This window comes from Pseudomonas izuensis (genome assembly GCF_009861505.1).
Classification (GTDB): Bacteria; Pseudomonadota; Gammaproteobacteria; order Pseudomonadales; family Pseudomonadaceae; genus Aquipseudomonas; species Aquipseudomonas izuensis.
The window spans coordinates 11,451-27,949 of record NZ_WTFT01000025.1; the positions used below are offsets into that span (position 1 = coordinate 11,451).

The following is a 16,499-nucleotide window of genomic DNA, read 5'->3' on the forward strand; positions in this document are numbered from 1 at the left end:
GAAAGGGGCAAGAGCCCTTTGGTTACTTTGGGGCTTTTCCAAAGTGACTCGCCGTCAGGGCGAAACCCTAGGTGGCCGTTACCGCAGGAATGGATATGTACACCATCAAAAAATACGTCGCCGGAGACGCCGCCATCGCTGGCAAGCCAGCTCCCACAGGGGATCGGGGGCATCCATGAAAATCAGGCAGTAGCCGAAGCATCCAGTGGCGCCGACATGAACTGACTGATGCGCGAGCGCAACCAGCGCTCCGCCGGGTCGTTGTCATGCACCCCGCTCCAGGCCATCGACAACTGCGCCGCCTCAATCTCGAACGGTGGATCCTCGGCACGCAAGTCACAGCCTTCCACCAAGGCACAGGCTGCATAATCCGGCACGGTGGCAATCATCTCGGTGCCTGCGAGCAGCGCGCGCAAGCCACTGAACTGCGGTACGCCAAGCACCACCTTGCGACACCGTCCGACCTTGGCCAGGTCGAGGTCGATGTTGCCGCTCAGGTCACCGGAAAACGACACCATCGCATGGGGGCGCGCACAGTATTCGTCGAGGCTCAGCGGCCCCGGCCGGGTGTCGCCGCGCAACACCTTGCAGGGGATGTCACGCAGTTTCTTGCGCTTGGCATTGGCCGGTAGATCGGTGGTGTAACTCACACCGACGGAGATTTCCCCGGACGCCAGCAACGCCGGCATCAACAAGTAATTGGCGCGGCGAACCACGACCACGATTCCCGGTGCTTCCTCCTGCAATTGACGCAGCAACGGCGGAAACAGTCCGAACTCGGCATCGTCCGACAACCCGATGCGGAACACATCGCAGCTGGTCGTCGGGTCGAACTCCTTGGCCCGGCTGACAGCGCCGGAGATGGTGTCCATCGCCGGTTGCAGTTCCTTGAGAATTGCCAGTGCCCGCCCCGTCGGCTCCATGCCGCGACCATTGCGCAACAGCAGCGGATCGTCGAACAGGTCGCGCAACCGGCCGAGGGCGGCACTCACCGTCGGCTGGCCCATGAATAGCTTTTCCGCAACACGGGTCAGGTTCTTTTCGAACATCAACGCTTCGAAAATCACCAGCAGGTTCATGTCGACGCGACGCAGATCGTTTCGGTTCATAGGCACGGGTTCCTTGTGTGTCGGGGCCAGGTGCGAGGATGACGATTGTGTCTGACTTTACGCAAGACATCCCGCAACGGACGAGGAATTAACAACGTTTAACTCGCAAGCCAGAGCCCTCGGATTCAAGAATTAGTCCTACCGACCCGGACATTCGCCATGGCTCACTTGCAGCAAAAAACTGCCCACGCGACAGTCACTGAAACGCAAAAGAAAAGCGCCGGCGGCCTCAGCCCGTGGCGCGAGCGGTTGGTAAAACAGCTGATCCTCGAGCGCCTGGGTGAATCCCTGGAAGTGACTGAACTGGCCCAGGCCTGTGCGTTGTCGCGCAGTCATTTTTCCCGTGCCTTCAAATGCAGCACCGGTCTTTCGCCCCAGGACTGGATTCGCCAGCAACGCATCGCCCGGGCCAAGCTGTTGATCCAGCACACGGACCTTAGCCTCACGCAAATCAGCCTGGAGTGCGGCTTCTGCGATCAGGCGCACTTCTGCCACATGTTCACCCGCAGCGAAGGCATCAATCCGTTCGCCTGGCGTTGCCGGACTGTGCGTTCCCTTCACCATTCAAACCTGTAATCCTGCACAACACCCTCACTGTGGGAGCGGGCTTGCCCGCGATAGCGATGGGTCAGTCGCCATTGATGTTGACTGATACGACCTCATCGCGGGCAAGCCCGCTCCCACAGGGGATCTCGATCAATCCTTGAGGAATGCCAGCAGATCGGCGTTCAGCTGATCCTTGTGGGTATCGGTCAAGCCATGGGGCGCACCCGGGTAGACCTTCAGCTGCGAACCCTTAACCAACCCTGCCGAAGCAATGCCCGCCGCTTCGATCGGCACCACCTGGTCGGCGTCGCCATGCACCACCAGCGTCGGTACGTCGAACTTCTTCAAGTCCTCCGTAAAGTCGGTTTCCGAGAATGCCTTGATGCAGTCGTAGGCGTTCTTGTGGCCGGCGGTCATGCCCTGCATCCAGAACCAGTCGATCATGCCCTGGGATGGCTTGGCGCCGGGTTTGTTGAAGCCGAAGAAGGGGCCGCTGGCGAGGTCCTTGTACAACTGCGAACGATCCACCAGCGACGCCTGGCGAATGCCATCGAACACTTCAATGGGCAACCCGCCAGGATTGGATTCGGTCTTGAGCATCAGCGGCGGCACCGAAGAGATCAACCCGGCCTTGGCCACCCGGCCGGTACCATGACGGCCGATGTAGCGCGCCACCTCGCCGCCGCCGGTGGAAAAGCCGAAGAGCACGGCGTTTTTCAGATCCAATAGCTCGATCAATTGCGCCAGGTCATCGGCGTAGGTGTCCATGTCGTTGCCGGTCCATGGCTGGCTGGAGCGGCCGTGGCCACGACGATCGTGGGCGATGACCCGGTAGCCTTGGGACGCCAGGAAAATCATCTGTGATTCCCAACTGTCGGCATTCAGCGGCCAGCCGTGACTGAAGACGATGGGCTGACCGCTGCCCCAGTCCTTGTAGTAAATCTCGGTACCGTCGCGGGTAGTGAACGTACTCATGGGTGTGCTCCATTACGGGGGTGGGGTGGTTGGTTTGCGTTGAATCAATCAGATGCGCGCCCCATCAGCTCGGCCAGCCGCGCGACTCGCTCACCCAGGTGCGCGGCGGTGCAGCGGTCTTCGGCCGGTGGCGCCTCGTCGGGGGACTGTTCGACATTCGACTGGGCCATCGCGCCCAGGGAGCTGCCGAGGCGATTGAGTTGCCCATCGAACACGCCGATGCCGGAGCGCGCGGGCAGCAGGTCGAGGCCGACCCAGATCATCGAATGCTGGGCAGCGAACACCGCCATCTGCAGCAGGGTGTTGAGCTTGTCACCGCACAGGCAGCCGGAATTGGTGAAGCCGGCCGCCAGCTTGTCGCGCCACGGTTGCGCCAGATAGAACGCCGCCGTAGCCTCCATGAAGCCTTTGAACGCCGCCGAGGCGCTGCCCATGTAGGTCGGGGCACCGAAAATGATCGCGTCGGCGCGGTGCAGGTGGTCCCAGTGCTCATCCACGTCTTCGACGGCCACCAGTCGGCAGGTGCTGCCCGGATGTCGCTCCACACCCCGGGCCACGGCTTCGGCCATGACCCGGGTATGTCCGTAGCCACTGTGATAGACCACCACTACGTTGCTCATTCCGGTGTCCTTTGTGGGAGCGAGCCTGCTCGCGAACGCGTTGTATCAGTCACTGACGATGTTGAATGTGCCGCCGCATTCGCGAGCAGGCTCGCTCCCACATGACCGGGTGGAAGTTGAAGAAGGTGAGTTTTGGGCGTAGACCGGACGCAGGACGAGTTAAACGTTGTTAATTTTCCATGGCGTGCCAAAAGCCCCGACGCCCTGTCACAGACGCCGCGCCCAATAAACACGGAGCTACTCTCAGTACCGGGCGGCCGGCAGTCGAAGCGAACCCCGGCCGTCACTCAGGGCCTGCATTGCGCTGGCGAAAAAATCTGGGGAATATGCTCGAAAACCGCGAACTGAAAGGCCTCAGGCAGGAGTGACCCGTTGACCCTTTCCCTCGAACAGGCTGTGCATTTCGGCCCCTACAGGATCTACCCCGGACAGCGCCTGATCATGGAGGCCGACCAGCCCCTGCGCCTGGGCCGACGGGCCATGGACATTCTGCTGATCTTGCTCAAGCACGCCGGGAACGTGGTCAGCAAGCAACAACTGATCGCCGAAGTCTGGCCCAACACTGTGGTGGAAGAAATCAACCTGCGGGTGCACATGGCGGCCCTGCGCAAGGCGCTCGGCGACGGTCAGGCCGGCCAGCGCTACATCATTACCGTGGCCCAGCGCGGCTATAGTTTTGTCGCGCCTTACTCCGTGGAGCACGTCGAGCAACCCTCTCAAACTGGCCCGATTGAATCGAGCGGCCACAACCTGCCCCTGCGCCGCACTCGCCTGATCGGCCGCCAGGCGTTGGTCGACAGCCTGGTGACGCAGCTGCCGCGCCAGCGCTTCATCACCCTGGTCGGCCCCGGCGGCATCGGCAAGACCACCGTGGCGCTGCGCGTGGCTGAACATCTTATCGGTCAATACCGCGACGGCATTCGCCTGCTGGACCTGGCACCGATCAATGACCCGCTGATGATTGCCGGTCACCTGGCCACGCTACTGGACCTGTCCCTGCACGACGCCGAACCGCTGAACAGCCTCGCCCTGTTCCTGCGCGAACGGCAGATGCTGCTGGTCTTCGATAACTGCGAACACCTGATCGACCACGTCGCCCTGCTCTGTGAAAGCCTGCTGCGTGGCGCGCCGCAGGTGCACATCCTGGCCACTAGCCGCGAGGGTCTGCGGGCCGAGGGTGAGTTCATCCAGCGCCTGGAGTCGCTGGACTGCCCACCGCCCATTGCCGTGCTGGACCGCGCCCAGGCCCTGAGCTTTTCCGCGTTGCAGCTGTTCGTCGAGCGAGCCATGGCCAGCCAGGATACTTTCGAACTGAGCGATGCCGAGTTGCCGCTGGCGGTCGACATCTGCCGACGTCTCGATGGCATTCCACTGGCCCTGGAGCTGGCGGCCGCACAAGTCCCCAGCCTTGGCCTGGGCGGTTTGCTGGCGCAACTGCAGGATAGCTTTCGCCTGCTGCCCCACGGCAGCCAGGCAACCCCCGGCCGACATCAGACCCTGCGCGCCACGCTGGACTGGAGTTTCGAACTGCTCAGCGCCTGCGAAAAAACCTGCCTGCGTCGACTGGGCGTTTTCCGCGGTGGATTTACCCTGGAGTCGGCAGCGGCGGTGATCGTCGGCGAACACATCGAACCCCGAGAAGTGTTTGGCTCGATGATGCAACTAGTGGCCAAGTCCCTGTTGAGTGTGGACGTGGGCGACGAAGAAGTGTTCTACCGCCTGCTCGACACGACCCGCCGCTATGCCCTGGAAAAACTCGAACAGGCCAGCGAACTGCCCGCCACCCGGGAACGCCACGCCGAACGCTGCCTGGCCTTGATGCATCAGGCGCAAAAAAATTGGGAGCTGATTCCGACAGCGCTGTGGATCGAGCGCTACGCCCGTGGCCTGGAGGACATCCGCGCAGCCCTCGATTGGGGCCTGAATGCCCGGGGACCGCAGACGCTGGCGATCCGCTTGACAGCGACGTCCACGCCCCTCTGGCAAGAACTGTCACTGCTCAAGGAGCACGGCGGCCATGTGCGCAAGGCCCTGGCCTTGCTCGACGCTGCGCCCGAGCCCTGCCCGCATTTGAAAATGAACCTGAAGCTGGCCCTCGGCAGCGCCTGCTATCACGTCCAGGGCGGCAGCGAGGAAACCGTCGGCGCTTTCGTCACCGCCAGAACCCTGGCCAGACAATGCAATGACGTGGTCGGAGAGCTGCGCGCCGTTTCCGGGCACATGGCGGTCAACCTCAGCTGTGGCAATTATCAGATGGCCCTGGAGCAGAGCCAGCAATTCGACCAGCTGGGCCTGCACGGCGACCCGGTGCTGTCGCTCAGCACGCATCGCCTGCGGGTGTTGGCCCTGCACTTTGCCGGGGATCAGTCACGGGCGCGGTTGAATGCCGAAGAGGTGATCCAGCGCATGGCCCAAAGCGGCCACCTCAACCGCTTTACCCATGGTTTTGGCGTGCAGTACGACCAGAGCGTCGCCGCCTTGACCATCCTGGCGCGCATTCTCTGGTTGCAGGGGCAACCGGAACAGGCCTGGCGCACGGCCCAACAGGCGCTGGACATTGCCTTGCAGATCAACCATGGCACCTCCATCTGCTACACCCTGGCGCTCTCGGGTTGCCTGATCGCCCACTACAACGGCCACACCCGCACCGCTCGCGAACTGTTGCACCTGCTGCTGGAACAGGCACAGAAAAACTCGGTGCTGCTGTTCTACACCTGGGCCCGGCAGTATGCGCAAGTCATCGACGGTGCCGATGCGCAGGCATCGCAACGTCCGGGCGTCGGCTTGATCAAGGAAATCATGGTCACGCTGGGCCCCGGGTTCATCGATGACGATTTGCTGCAACGCGCCGACAGCGGCGCGGCAGGCTGGAGCACCGCAGAGATTCTAAGGGCTCGTGCCGATACGCTGCTGGCCGTCGATTGCCCGGTGAAAAACTGTACTGCCGAAACCATCTTGCTCAATGCGCTCAACGTGGCGAAGTCCCAAGGCGCACTGGCCTGGGAACTGCGCAGCGCCACTTCGCTGGCCAGGCTCTGGCAGCGTCAGGGGCGCTACCGGCAAGCCCATGAACTGCTGACGCCGATCTACCAGCGGTTCACCGAAGGACATGCAACGCCGGACCTGATCGCCGTACGCCGTTTACTCGACGAATTGCAGGACAGCCTTTTGTAGGAGCGAGCTTGCTCGCGATGGTCGTTAACGATGACGCCTGTCTAATGGCTCAACATGGCGCCTTTGAGTTCATCGCGAGCAAGCTCGCTCCTACATTGGAGTTTTTCCAGGGCATAGCTACGGGTCGTGTTGAGAAAACGGTAACGGCAAACACCGTTGGCGTGCTCCAGTGAAAGCAGCGATTTCAGCGCCAGGCTTTGCATTACCTTCGCCAGATTGACAGGCGACAGCGTGGCGCAACCCTCCTCACCCATCGCTGTCTCCAGGGTGAACGCCGACTTGAACACTGCCAGGCGCTGCAACACGGTTTGCTCCACCGGACTCAACCGTTCGTAACTCCAGTCCAGCGCGGCCTTGAGGGTCTGGTGCCGGGGGACTGCCGTGCGCCGACCCTGGGTCAGCAGTTGGAAGCAGTTATCCAGTTGCGCTTGCAAACCCACCAGCGCCAGCGCGTCGATCTGAGACGCCGCCAGCTCTATCGCCAGTGGCAAACCATCGAGCCGCCGACAGATCTCGCGCACGGCCTTGAGGTCCTGTTCGCGCAGGGCAAACCCTTGCTGACGAGCCCGGGCACGGCTGACGAACAGCTGCACCGCCGAATAGCCCATGACTTCATCGACACTGCGCAACGCCGATCTCGGCGGAACCACAAGCGGCGGCAACGGCAGCCGTGTTTCGCCGGTGGCCAGCAGCGGTTCACGGCTGGTGACCAGAATCGACAGGCGCGGCGCCGAGGCCATCAGCGTTTCGACCAGGGCCCGGCAGCGTTCCAGCAAGTGTTCGCAGTTATCGAGGATCAACAGCGCATGCCATTGCCCCAGCGTTTCCAGGGCGGTGCTGGTGTCCAGCTCAAGGGTGCGCGCCAGGTGATCGACCACCTGTGCCGGGTCATCGAGCATTGCCAGATCCACCCGCCATACGCCGTCGCGATAGTGCTGCAACAGCAGCTCGCCAACCCGCAGGGCAACGGTGGTCTTGCCGATACCGCAGGGCCCGATCAGGGACATGCAGCGCTGCACCGGCAACTGGCGCACCAGACTGCCCACCACCGCATCGCGTCCGGTGACCGGTGTCAGCCGTGCCGGTAGGTTGTGCCGGGGCTTTTGTGGGTGTGGGGGCAGGCTTTCGAGGGCGATGGGCGTGAGTTGCGAGGCCTGCCGCACTGGCGCGACAAAGCTGTAGCCGCGCTGCGGAATGTTGACGATGTAGCAATGCCCGTTCTGTCCGTCGCGAAAAGCCCTACGCAGCGCAGCAATGTGCACGCGCAGATTGATTTCCTCGACCACTGAACGCGGCCAGACCCGAGCGATCAGTTCGTCCTTGCTGACCACCGAGCCCGCGTGCTCGACCAGCACCTGCAGGATATCCAGGGCCCGTCCGCCGAGGCGCAGCGGCTGGTCGCCCTCCAGCACCAGTCGCTGATTCAGATGAAATGCGTAGGGGCCGAAGCGCAGCACCGTTTCGCTGTGTATGTCTCGTAGGCTGTTCATGCACCTTCACCCGCCGGGAGCCTGCTCGGCACGCGAGTCCATCCAGGCTCCGTACCTTCCTTGCAATGAGTTCCCGGCTATCTTGGCAGGCCTCGGTGACGGTACAACCATCGCGGGGGGAGCGTCACGGCCATTACGGTGCGCACGACGGACAAGAACGCTAGCTGAATTGCTCGCGGTACTGTGTCGGGGTCAGTCCGAGTTTTTCACCGAACAGAAAACGCATGTGCCGCACGCTGCCGAAGCCGCTTTTGAAGGCCACGGTCTTGAGCGGCAACTCCGTGGTTTCCAACAGATTGCGGGCGCAATCGATGCGCGCACTTTGCAGAAATTCCATGGGCGTCATACCCACTTCACGGGCGAACACCCTGGCGAAGTGGCGCGGGCTCATGGCACCCAGACCGGCCATGCGTTCGATGCTGAAGGGTTCGTCGAGATGCTCGAGGACATGGTTCTGCACCCGGGTGATCGCCGTCTCATGGGGCGCCACCGCCGCCATCAACGGGCTGAACTGCGCCTGGCCGCCCTGGCGTTTCATCACCACCAACAACACCTTGGCCACATCCTGTGCGACTTTCTTGCCATGGTCTTCGGCAACCACTGACAGCGCCAGGTCAATGCCGGCAGTAACGCCACCGGACGTGATGAGGTTGCGGTCCTGGACGAATATCTGGTCGGTCTCGACGGTAGTCCTGGGAAAGGCCTTGATCAAGCGCTCGGTGTAGTGCCAGTGGGTCGTCACACGGTAGCCATCGATCAAACCGGCATGTCCCAGCACAAACGCGCCGGTGCAAATCGAGCCATAGCTTGCGGATCGGCTGACGCAGTGCTTGAGCCAGTCGAGCAACCGCGGATGTTGTTCGTTGTAGGCGCCGGGGCCACCGGGCACCAGCAGCAGATCGAAGCCGTCACAGGCCTGATCGATATCGACATCGGCGTGCACGCTGACGCCATTGGACGCCCGCAGCGCACCGGGCTCGGTGCCGATGGTCGTCAGCACATAGTGGTCGTCAGGCTTGAGGTACCGATTGGCAATGGAAAACACCTCCATGGGCCCGGCCATGTCGAGCAGGAGAAAGTTGGGGAACAGCACCATTGCCACTGTTTTCATGGGTTCAACATCACTGGAGTCATAAATAGATCAGTCTGCTGGACGCTATCCCCTGTGGGAGCGAGCCTGCTCGCGAAAACGGTTTCACATTCAACGAAGAGGTGAGGGTCAGACCGCTTTCGCGAGCAGGCTCGCTCCCACAGGTTAGGTGCCTTGCGTTGGTGTGCATTATGGCGAAGTGTGTCGTCAACGTCGTCTGCACTTTACTGTCAACCTGAAGGAGACAGTATTTCAATTTCCATCTACTTATTGCACCAGCCGGTAACCATTAACCTTCTCCTCACTCGGACGAATTCACGTCCCTCAGGAGATTCCATCATGCTGACCCTTCGCAAAGCTTCTGATCGTGGCATGGCCAACCATGGCTGGTTGAAGTCGTTCCATACCTTTTCCTTCGCCAACTATCGCAATCCCAGGGAGCAGGGTTTTTCCGATCTGCTGGTGATCAACGATGACCGCGTGGCCGCCGGTAAAGGCTTCGGCCAGCACCCGCACCGCGATATGGAAATTTTCTCCTACGTGCTCGACGGCGCGCTGGAACACAAGGACACCCTGGGCACCGGCTCGGTGATCCGTCCTGGCGACGTGCAGTTGATGAGCGCTGGCAGTGGCGTGGCACACAGTGAATTCAACCACTCGGACAAACGCCCGGTGCACTTCCTGCAAATCTGGATCGTGCCCGAGGTGAGTGGCGCCAAACCGCGCTATCAACAGGAGCATTTCAGCCCGCAGAAGAAGCGCGGTCGCCTGCAACTGATCATCTCTCCCGACGGCGCCAAGGGTTCGCTGAAGGTGCGCCAGGATGCGCGGGTGTATGCCGGTCTGATCGATGGCCAGGAAAGCGCCACCCTGGAACTGGCCGCCAATCGCTACGCCTACGTGCATGTGGCGCGGGGCAGTGTCGAACTCAACGGCATGCGTTTGCAGGAAGGTGACGGCGTGCGGGTTCGCGAAGAACAGTTGCTGACATTGAGCAACGGCGTGGATGCCGAGGTGCTGGTGTTCGATTTGCGTGCGCAGGAATTGCCCGAAATGCCGTGATTCTTCTGTAGGAGCTGGCTTGCCAGCGATGGCATCTTTTCAGACACACCGCGTTGTCTGCATCGCCAGCAAGCCGGCTCCTACAGGGCCTTGGAAAACTCCTCGACGATCTCATCGATCACCACCCGCACCCTGGCGGTGTGCCGCAGGTCGGCATGGGTCACCAACCACACGTCATAGGGTAGCGGTCGGGTGCGCTCCGGCCACAGCCTGACCAGTCCGTCCCTCTCCCCCATGTACACCGACATTTCCCCAATCCCGATCCCCGCCGCGATGGACCGGCGCACCAGCAGGCTGGAGCTCAGGCTCGAGACAATCCGTCCTCGCCCCAGCGGCTCACTGACCAGCGTCATGTCCTTGCCTCCCTGCAAATACGGCTGATACACCACCAGGTCATGGCCCTCGAATGCCTTTCCCGGCTCCGGAATACCGTGGGCGTCCACGTAATCTTGCGAAGCAAACAGCCCCACCGGCCAACGGGCGATCCGCCGAGCGATCAAGTCCGGGTTATCCGGCCGGGTATTACGCACGGCAATGTCGGCTTCGCGCTTGGCCAGGCTGAGGATTTGCGTGGAGGCATTCAGTTGCACCCGCACATCGGGGTGATGTCGATGTAAACGGGCGATGGCTGGAATCAGGAAATCGATCGCCAGGGAATCCGTAGTGGTGACCCGCACACATCCGGTCAACCGTTCATCGAGCCCCTGAATCCGCCGCTCAAGTTCCAGCGCCGTATGCTCCATTTTCTCCACCGCACGCATCGCCGCTTCGCCCACTGCGGTCAGTGCGTAGCCTTCGGAGGTGCGCAGAAACAGGGTCGCGCTCAATGATTTTTCCAGCGCCGCGATCCGTCGACCCACCGTGGCCTGATCCACACCCAGCACCCTTGCGGCGCCGCGCAACGTCGATTCGCGGCAGACCGCGAGAAATACCCGTGCGTCATCCCAATTCATAGGGGCCTCCTGACGATGCATTAATGCATCACTGAAACGCAAATTCGCAGCATTATTGCATCAAAAGATCTCGTTATGCTGGCCATCAGAGAATACCCACAGGACAACGCTCATGCCCAGCTCAACCGTTCCTCCCGGCATAACGCGCAACGCGATCTGGTTGCCGATCCTCGCCGGCCTCTGCGCCAGCCTGGTCAGCATCGGCCTGGCGCGATTTGCTTATACGCCGTTGATTCCCTCGTTGATTGAAGCGCACTGGTTTTCCGCCAGCGACGTCGTGTTCCTTGGCGCCGCCAACCTGGTGGGTTACCTGATCGGTGCGCTGATCGGCCATCCGCTGGCTCGGCGCACGTCCAACAAAACGGTGCTGCGGCTGATGATGCTGGCGGTGACCCTGGCGTTTTTTGCCTGTGCATTCCCGTTATCGGTGAGCTGGTTTTTCGGTTGGCGTTTGCTGTCCGGCATTGCCGGTGGCGCAATCATGGTGCTGGTGGCGGCGACGGTATTGCCCCATGTGCCGGCCTCGCGCAAAGGCCTGGCCAGTGGCGCGATTTTTCTCGGTCTGGGCCTGGGCATTGCCGGGTCGGGGACGATCGTGCCGCCGCTGCTGAGCCTGGGCTTGCAGCAAACCTGGCTCGGCCTCGGTCTGCTGGCGCTGGTCCTGACGGCGGTCAGTTGGTTCGGCTGGCCTTCGTCCGCGCCCCCTGCAACGGTTTCGACACCAGTCAAAGCCACTTCGACTTCGATGAATCCAAGTGTCTACCTGCTGTTCGGCCAATACGCGCTCATGGCGGCCGGGCTGGTGCCAGCCATGGTGTTCCTGGTGGATTACGTGGCCCGCGGGCTGGGGGCCGGACAACATGTCGGCGCGCTGATCTGGATCATGTATGGCCTCGGCGCAATTGTCGGGCCAGTGAGCTACGGTTTTCTGGCCGATCAACTGGGAGCGAAGCTGGGCATTCGCCTGGTGCTGGTGGTGCAGGCGATAGCGATCGGCCTGCTGTCGATTTCCAGTTCTTTCGCGGCACTGGCGTTGCTGGCCGTGATCATCGGTTCGTTCCCGCCGGGCATCGTGCCTCTGGCCCTGGCCAGGGTTCACGAACTGATCCCTGGGCATCATCAACAACAGGTCGCCTGGAGTCGCGCCACAGTTTCGTTCGCCACCGTTCAGGCCCTGTCCGGGTTTGCGTACTCGGGGCTGTTCAATGCCAGTGGCGGGCAACATGTGCTGATGTTCGAGATTGCGGCGGGGGCGATTGTTTGTGCGTTGTTGCTGGAATTGGCTGTTCGCCTGATAACCCCATCCAATGTGGGAGCGAGCCTGCTCGCGAAGGCGTCGGCACGTTAAACATTGTTGTCGACTGATGCACCGCTTTCGCGAGCAGGCTCGCTCCCACAGTTTTTGAATTGAATTCACTTTTGAAAGGTACCCCACATGACACTTCCTCAGACCATGACCCTCATCGAAATCACCCAACCCGGTGGTCCCGACGTCCTGCAACCGCGCCAGGCGGCCGTGCCCGCTGCCGGCAACGGTGAAGTGCTGATCCGGGTTCGCGCCGCCGGCGTCAACCGCCCCGATGTGATTCAACGCGCCGGCAAGTACCCGATGAAGCCCGGCATGAACCCGATCCCGGGACTGGAAGTGGCCGGTGAAGTGGTCGCGGTCGGCGCAGGTGTCAGCGAGTTCAATGTCGGCGACAAGGTCTGCGCGCTGACCAATGGCGGTGGCTATGCACAATATTGTGCGGTCCCGGCCAGCCAGACGTTGCCGATCCCGGAAGGCCTGGACTGGGAGCACGCAGCGGCGATTCCGGAAACCTACTTCACCGTGTGGGCCAACCTGTTCGAGATGGGCGGCGCCCGCAAGGGTCCACGGGTCCTGATTCACGGCGGTACCAGCGGCATCGGCACCACCGCGCTGATGCTCTGCCGCGAGTTTGGCATCGAGGCTTTCGCCACGGCCGGCAGTGAAGAAAAGTCTGCGGTGATTCGCGAGCTGGGTGCCGAGGCAATCAACTATCGCAATCAGGATTTCGCCCAGGTCATCGCCGAAAAAACCGCGGGGCGCGGCGTCGATGTAGTTCTCGACATCATGGGCGGTTCGTACCTCAACAGTAACGTCGCGGCCCTGGCCCTCGAGGGTCGACTGGTGATGTTGGGTTTCCTGGGTGGTGCGATCGCCAAGGATGTCGATCTGCTGGCGATCATGGCCAAACGCGCCATCGTCACCGGTTCGCTGTTGCGTTCCCGCACCCGGGAAGAGAAAGCCGAGATCGCCCGGCAATTGCGCGAACACGTATGGCCGGTGCTGGCGGCCGGTCGTTGCCTGCCGATGATCGACAAGGTCTACACACTCGACGAAGCGTCGCTGGCCCATGCGCAGATGGAATCTGGCAGTCATGTTGGCAAAATTGTTTTGCGGGTGGAGTGATCCGTTGGAGCAACACTAACCCTTGTGGGAGCGAGCCTGCTCGCGATTGCAATCTGTCAGTCGACATATCAGGCGACTGGACAATCGCAATCGCGAGCAGGCTCGCTCCCACAGGTCTAAATTTTTCCCGCCTCACCCACGCATCTGTTACAACGCGGGCTTCATGTCTTTACCGGCGACTGCCCCAATGCCTGCTGCCCTCCTCACCCGTCTGCGCCGACGCTGGCTGCCGCTGCTGTGCATGGCTGCGCTGGTCGTCGGCCTGCCGGTGAGTTGTGGTGCGCTCAAATACAAGGAGCGCGAGTTGTTGTTCCGCATCGAACCGGGCACGGCGAGCTGGTACCGCGGCTTGCCACAGGATGTCCAGGAATTCGACATCCAGCCTGCCGGTTTCAAGGCCGGGCAAAACCTGCACGCCTGGTGGTGGCCGGCGGCACGTCGCGATGCACCCTCGATTCTCTATCTGCACGGGGTGCGCTGGAACCTTACCGGCCAGGCCTTTCGCATCGAGCAATTGCGCGCCATGGGCTATTCGGTGCTGGCGATCGACTACCGCGGGTTCGGCCAGAGCAAAGGCGACCTGCCGTCGGAGGCCAGCGTTTACGAAGACGCCCGTGCCGCCTGGGAGCGCTTCACGGTGATGCAACCCGATGCCGGCAAACGCTTGATCTACGGTCACTCCCTGGGCGGTGCGGTAGCCATCGACCTCGCGGCAGACCTGACCGCCGAAGCGAAAAAGGCGCAGGTTGCCGTGCCCGTGCGCGGCCTGGTGATCGAGTCCACCTTCACCTCGCTGGGCGATGCTGTGGCGGAGGTGGCCAACAACAATCTGCCCGTCAATTGGCTGCCGGTGCGGTGGTTGCTTTCGCAGAAATTCGATTCCATCGACAAGATCGTCGACATCGACATGCCGCTGCTGGTGGTCCATGGCCTGGCCGATCCATTCATGCCTTCGCGCTTCAGCCAGCAACTGTTCAATGCCGCCCACCCACCTAAACGCCTGCTGCTGATCCCCGGCGGGACGCACAACAACAGCATGAGCCTGGGTGGTAGCCAGTATCGCCAGGCGCTCGACGGTTTGATGAAAGCCAAGCCGCAGATCGCCGGACCGACGGTTTCACGGGACGCGCAGGACTCCTGAGGGCTATCGATAGCCCCGAGCCTGCAAGTCAAACAATTGCGCATAGCGCCCGCCCGCGGCGACCAGGCTGAGGTGATCGCCGCGCTCCAGAATCCTGCCCTGATCGAGCACGATGATGTGATCGGCGTTGCGCACACTGGAAAAACGGTGGGAAATCAGCAGGGTCATGCGGTCTTGGGTGTGCTGGCTGAAATGCTCGAACACCGCCGCTTCCGCCGCCGGGTCGAGCGCCGAAGTCGGCTCGTCCAGAATCAGGATATCGGCCTCTCGGCGCATGTAGGCACGGGACAAAGCGATCTTCTGCCACTGCCCGCCGGACAGCTCCTGCCCACCGGCAAACCAGCGCCCCAGTTGCGTGGCATAGCCGCGATCCAGGCGCTCGATAAAAGGCGCGGCCATGCCTTCGGCAGCGGCTTCTTGCCATCGCTGCTCATCCTGGAACGCCAGGGTATCCCCCACACCGATGTTCTCGCCGACAGAGAACTGGTAGCGAATGTAATCCTGAAAAATCACGCCGATACGCCGACGTAGCGCGTCCTCCTCCCAGGCCTGCAGGTCGCTGCCATCCAGAAGGATACGGCCCTGATCGGGACGGTATAAACGGGTCAGCAGCTTGATCAGGGTGGTCTTGCCCGAACCGTTCTCCCCCACGAGCGCCATGCTGTGCCCCGGTGCAAGATGAAAGCTGACACCTTCCACCGCCGCCCGACTGGCACCCGGATAACGGAAGCCGACGTTTTCGAAACGCAGGCCGTCACCCGGCACTGCACCGACAATGAGATGCCCGGTATCGACCACTACGGGCTCGGCCAGGTACTCATAGAGGCTGGACAGGTAGAGGCCATCTTCATAAAGACCGCTGATGGCGCTCAGGCTGCTGCTCACCGCTGACTGCCCCTGCTTGAACAGCACCAGGTACATGGTCATCTGCCCAAGACTGATGGTGCCGTGGACCGCATCGACCACCACCCAGGCATAGGCCAGATAAAACGCCCCGGTGCCGAGCAGACCGAGCACGAAACCCCAGCCATCGCGACGCAGGGTCAGCCGCCGGTCCTCGGCATAGAGCCGGGCGAAGGTTTCGCGATAGCGCCGCAACAGCAGCGGCGCGAAACCGAACAGCTTGACCTCCTTGATGTAGGCCTCATGGGACAGCAATGTTTCGATGTAAGTCTGCTGCCGGCTTTCCGGTGCACGGCGAGTGAACAAGCGAAAGGCATCGCCGGAAAAATGCGCCTCGGCAAAAAACACCGGCAACGCACCGACCACCAACAGCACCAACGCCCACGGCGAAAAATGCACCAGCAACACGCCGAAGCTGATTAGCACGATCAGGTTCTGGGTCAACCCCAGCGACTTCATCACCAGCGCCAACGGCCGGGTCGAGGCTTCGCGCCTTACACGCACTAGCTTGTCGTAGAACTCGGAATTCTCGAACTGCACCAGCGACAGCGTCTGGGCCTTTTCCAGAATCATCGTGTTGACCTTCTGCCCCAGCTGTACACGCAACAGCGACTGCTGGACGGACAAGGCACGCTGGGTAGCGGACAGCAACGCCAGCACACCCGCTTCCAACAGTACATAACGCAGCACAGGCCACAGCGGCGCACTGCCCTGCTGCGCATGCAACTGCATGGCGAACACCACCGCATCGACAATACGCTGCCCCAACCACGCCGCCAGCGCCGGCAGCACCCCGGCGATCAGTGTTGCCAGCACCAGGCCGAGGAACAGGCCACGGGAGGTTCCCCAGACCAGCAGCAGAGCGCGTCGGGACTGGTCGAGCAATGAGGAGAAGCGGGTAAGGACCGCGGGCATATTTATCGGTTTCGCCGACGCGGTCTCTCAGACTCTTTTCTTGAAGGTGGCGGGCCGAGTGGAATCACCAGCCCCGGGGGAGGAGGA

At 61.9% G+C, this 16,499-nt stretch carries 13 protein-coding genes; 6 read left to right on the forward strand and 7 right to left on the reverse strand.

Annotation, left to right across the window (positions count from 1 at the left end):
* Positions 1-182 precede the first annotated feature (182 nt).
* A complete protein-coding gene (locus tag GPL81_RS20045; protein WP_160108116.1) occupies positions 183-1,109 on the reverse strand; it encodes a LysR family transcriptional regulator in 927 nt (308 codons plus the stop codon).
* A 159-nt stretch (positions 1,110-1,268) separates the two neighbouring features.
* Between GPL81_RS20045 and GPL81_RS20050 the strand changes: the two genes are divergently transcribed.
* Positions 1,269-1,685: a helix-turn-helix domain-containing protein gene (locus GPL81_RS20050; RefSeq protein WP_160108117.1), complete on the forward strand. Its 417-nt coding sequence runs from the start codon at positions 1,269-1,271 to the stop codon at positions 1,683-1,685.
* A 120-nt stretch (positions 1,686-1,805) separates the two neighbouring features.
* Here the strand turns inward: GPL81_RS20050 and GPL81_RS20055 are convergent, their stop codons facing one another.
* Positions 1,806-2,630, reverse strand: a complete 825-nt coding sequence (locus tag GPL81_RS20055; RefSeq protein WP_160108118.1) for an alpha/beta fold hydrolase — start codon at positions 2,628-2,630, stop codon at positions 1,806-1,808.
* Between the two features lie 44 nt (positions 2,631-2,674).
* Positions 2,675-3,250 carry a flavodoxin family protein gene (locus GPL81_RS20060; RefSeq protein ID WP_160108119.1) on the reverse strand — a complete coding sequence of 192 codons (576 nt, stop codon included), beginning with the start codon at positions 3,248-3,250 and terminating at the stop codon, positions 2,675-2,677.
* Positions 3,251-3,622: 372 nt separating this feature from the next.
* On the opposite strand from GPL81_RS20060, the gene GPL81_RS20065 reads away from it, so the two are divergent.
* Positions 3,623-6,424: an ATP-binding protein gene (locus tag GPL81_RS20065; protein WP_160108120.1), complete on the forward strand. Its 2,802-nt coding sequence runs from the start codon at positions 3,623-3,625 to the stop codon at positions 6,422-6,424.
* Between the two features lie 41 nt (positions 6,425-6,465).
* Here GPL81_RS20065 and GPL81_RS20070 read toward each other — a convergent pair whose 3' ends face one another.
* The gene (locus GPL81_RS20070) at positions 6,466-7,914 is read right to left on the reverse strand and encodes an ATP-binding protein (protein ID WP_160108121.1); all 1,449 of its coding nucleotides are present in this window, start codon (positions 7,912-7,914) and stop codon (positions 6,466-6,468) included.
* Positions 7,915-8,074: 160 nt separating this feature from the next.
* A complete protein-coding gene (locus GPL81_RS20075; protein ID WP_160108122.1) occupies positions 8,075-9,025 on the reverse strand; it encodes a GlxA family transcriptional regulator in 951 nt (316 codons plus the stop codon).
* A 318-nt stretch (positions 9,026-9,343) separates the two neighbouring features.
* On the opposite strand from GPL81_RS20075, the gene GPL81_RS20080 reads away from it, so the two are divergent.
* Positions 9,344-10,066, forward strand: a complete 723-nt coding sequence (locus tag GPL81_RS20080; RefSeq protein WP_160108123.1) for a pirin family protein — start codon at positions 9,344-9,346, stop codon at positions 10,064-10,066.
* Between the two features lie 80 nt (positions 10,067-10,146).
* Here the strand turns inward: GPL81_RS20080 and GPL81_RS20085 are convergent, their stop codons facing one another.
* Positions 10,147-11,019: a LysR family transcriptional regulator gene (locus GPL81_RS20085; protein ID WP_160108124.1), complete on the reverse strand. Its 873-nt coding sequence runs from the start codon at positions 11,017-11,019 to the stop codon at positions 10,147-10,149.
* A gap of 112 nt (positions 11,020-11,131) precedes the next feature.
* Between GPL81_RS20085 and GPL81_RS20090 the strand changes: the two genes are divergently transcribed.
* The 3 genes from GPL81_RS20090 to GPL81_RS20100 all read left to right on the forward strand — a co-directional run bounded on the left by GPL81_RS20090 (position 11,132) and on the right by GPL81_RS20100 (position 14,594).
* Entirely contained in the window at positions 11,132-12,367 is a 1,236-nt protein-coding gene (locus tag GPL81_RS20090) for a YbfB/YjiJ family MFS transporter (protein WP_160108125.1), read from the forward strand.
* An 87-nt stretch (positions 12,368-12,454) separates the two neighbouring features.
* Entirely contained in the window at positions 12,455-13,453 is a 999-nt protein-coding gene (locus GPL81_RS20095; RefSeq protein WP_160108126.1) for an NAD(P)H-quinone oxidoreductase, read from the forward strand.
* A 187-nt stretch (positions 13,454-13,640) separates the two neighbouring features.
* Positions 13,641-14,594 carry an alpha/beta hydrolase gene (locus tag GPL81_RS20100; RefSeq protein ID WP_160108127.1) on the forward strand — a complete coding sequence of 318 codons (954 nt, stop codon included), beginning with the start codon at positions 13,641-13,643 and terminating at the stop codon, positions 14,592-14,594.
* A 3-nt stretch (positions 14,595-14,597) separates the two neighbouring features.
* Here the strand turns inward: GPL81_RS20100 and GPL81_RS20105 are convergent, their stop codons facing one another.
* Positions 14,598-16,412 (reverse strand): ABC transporter ATP-binding protein, encoded by a 1,815-nt coding sequence (locus GPL81_RS20105; RefSeq protein ID WP_160108128.1) that lies wholly within the window; start codon positions 16,410-16,412, stop codon positions 14,598-14,600.
* Positions 16,413-16,499 lie beyond the last annotated feature (87 nt).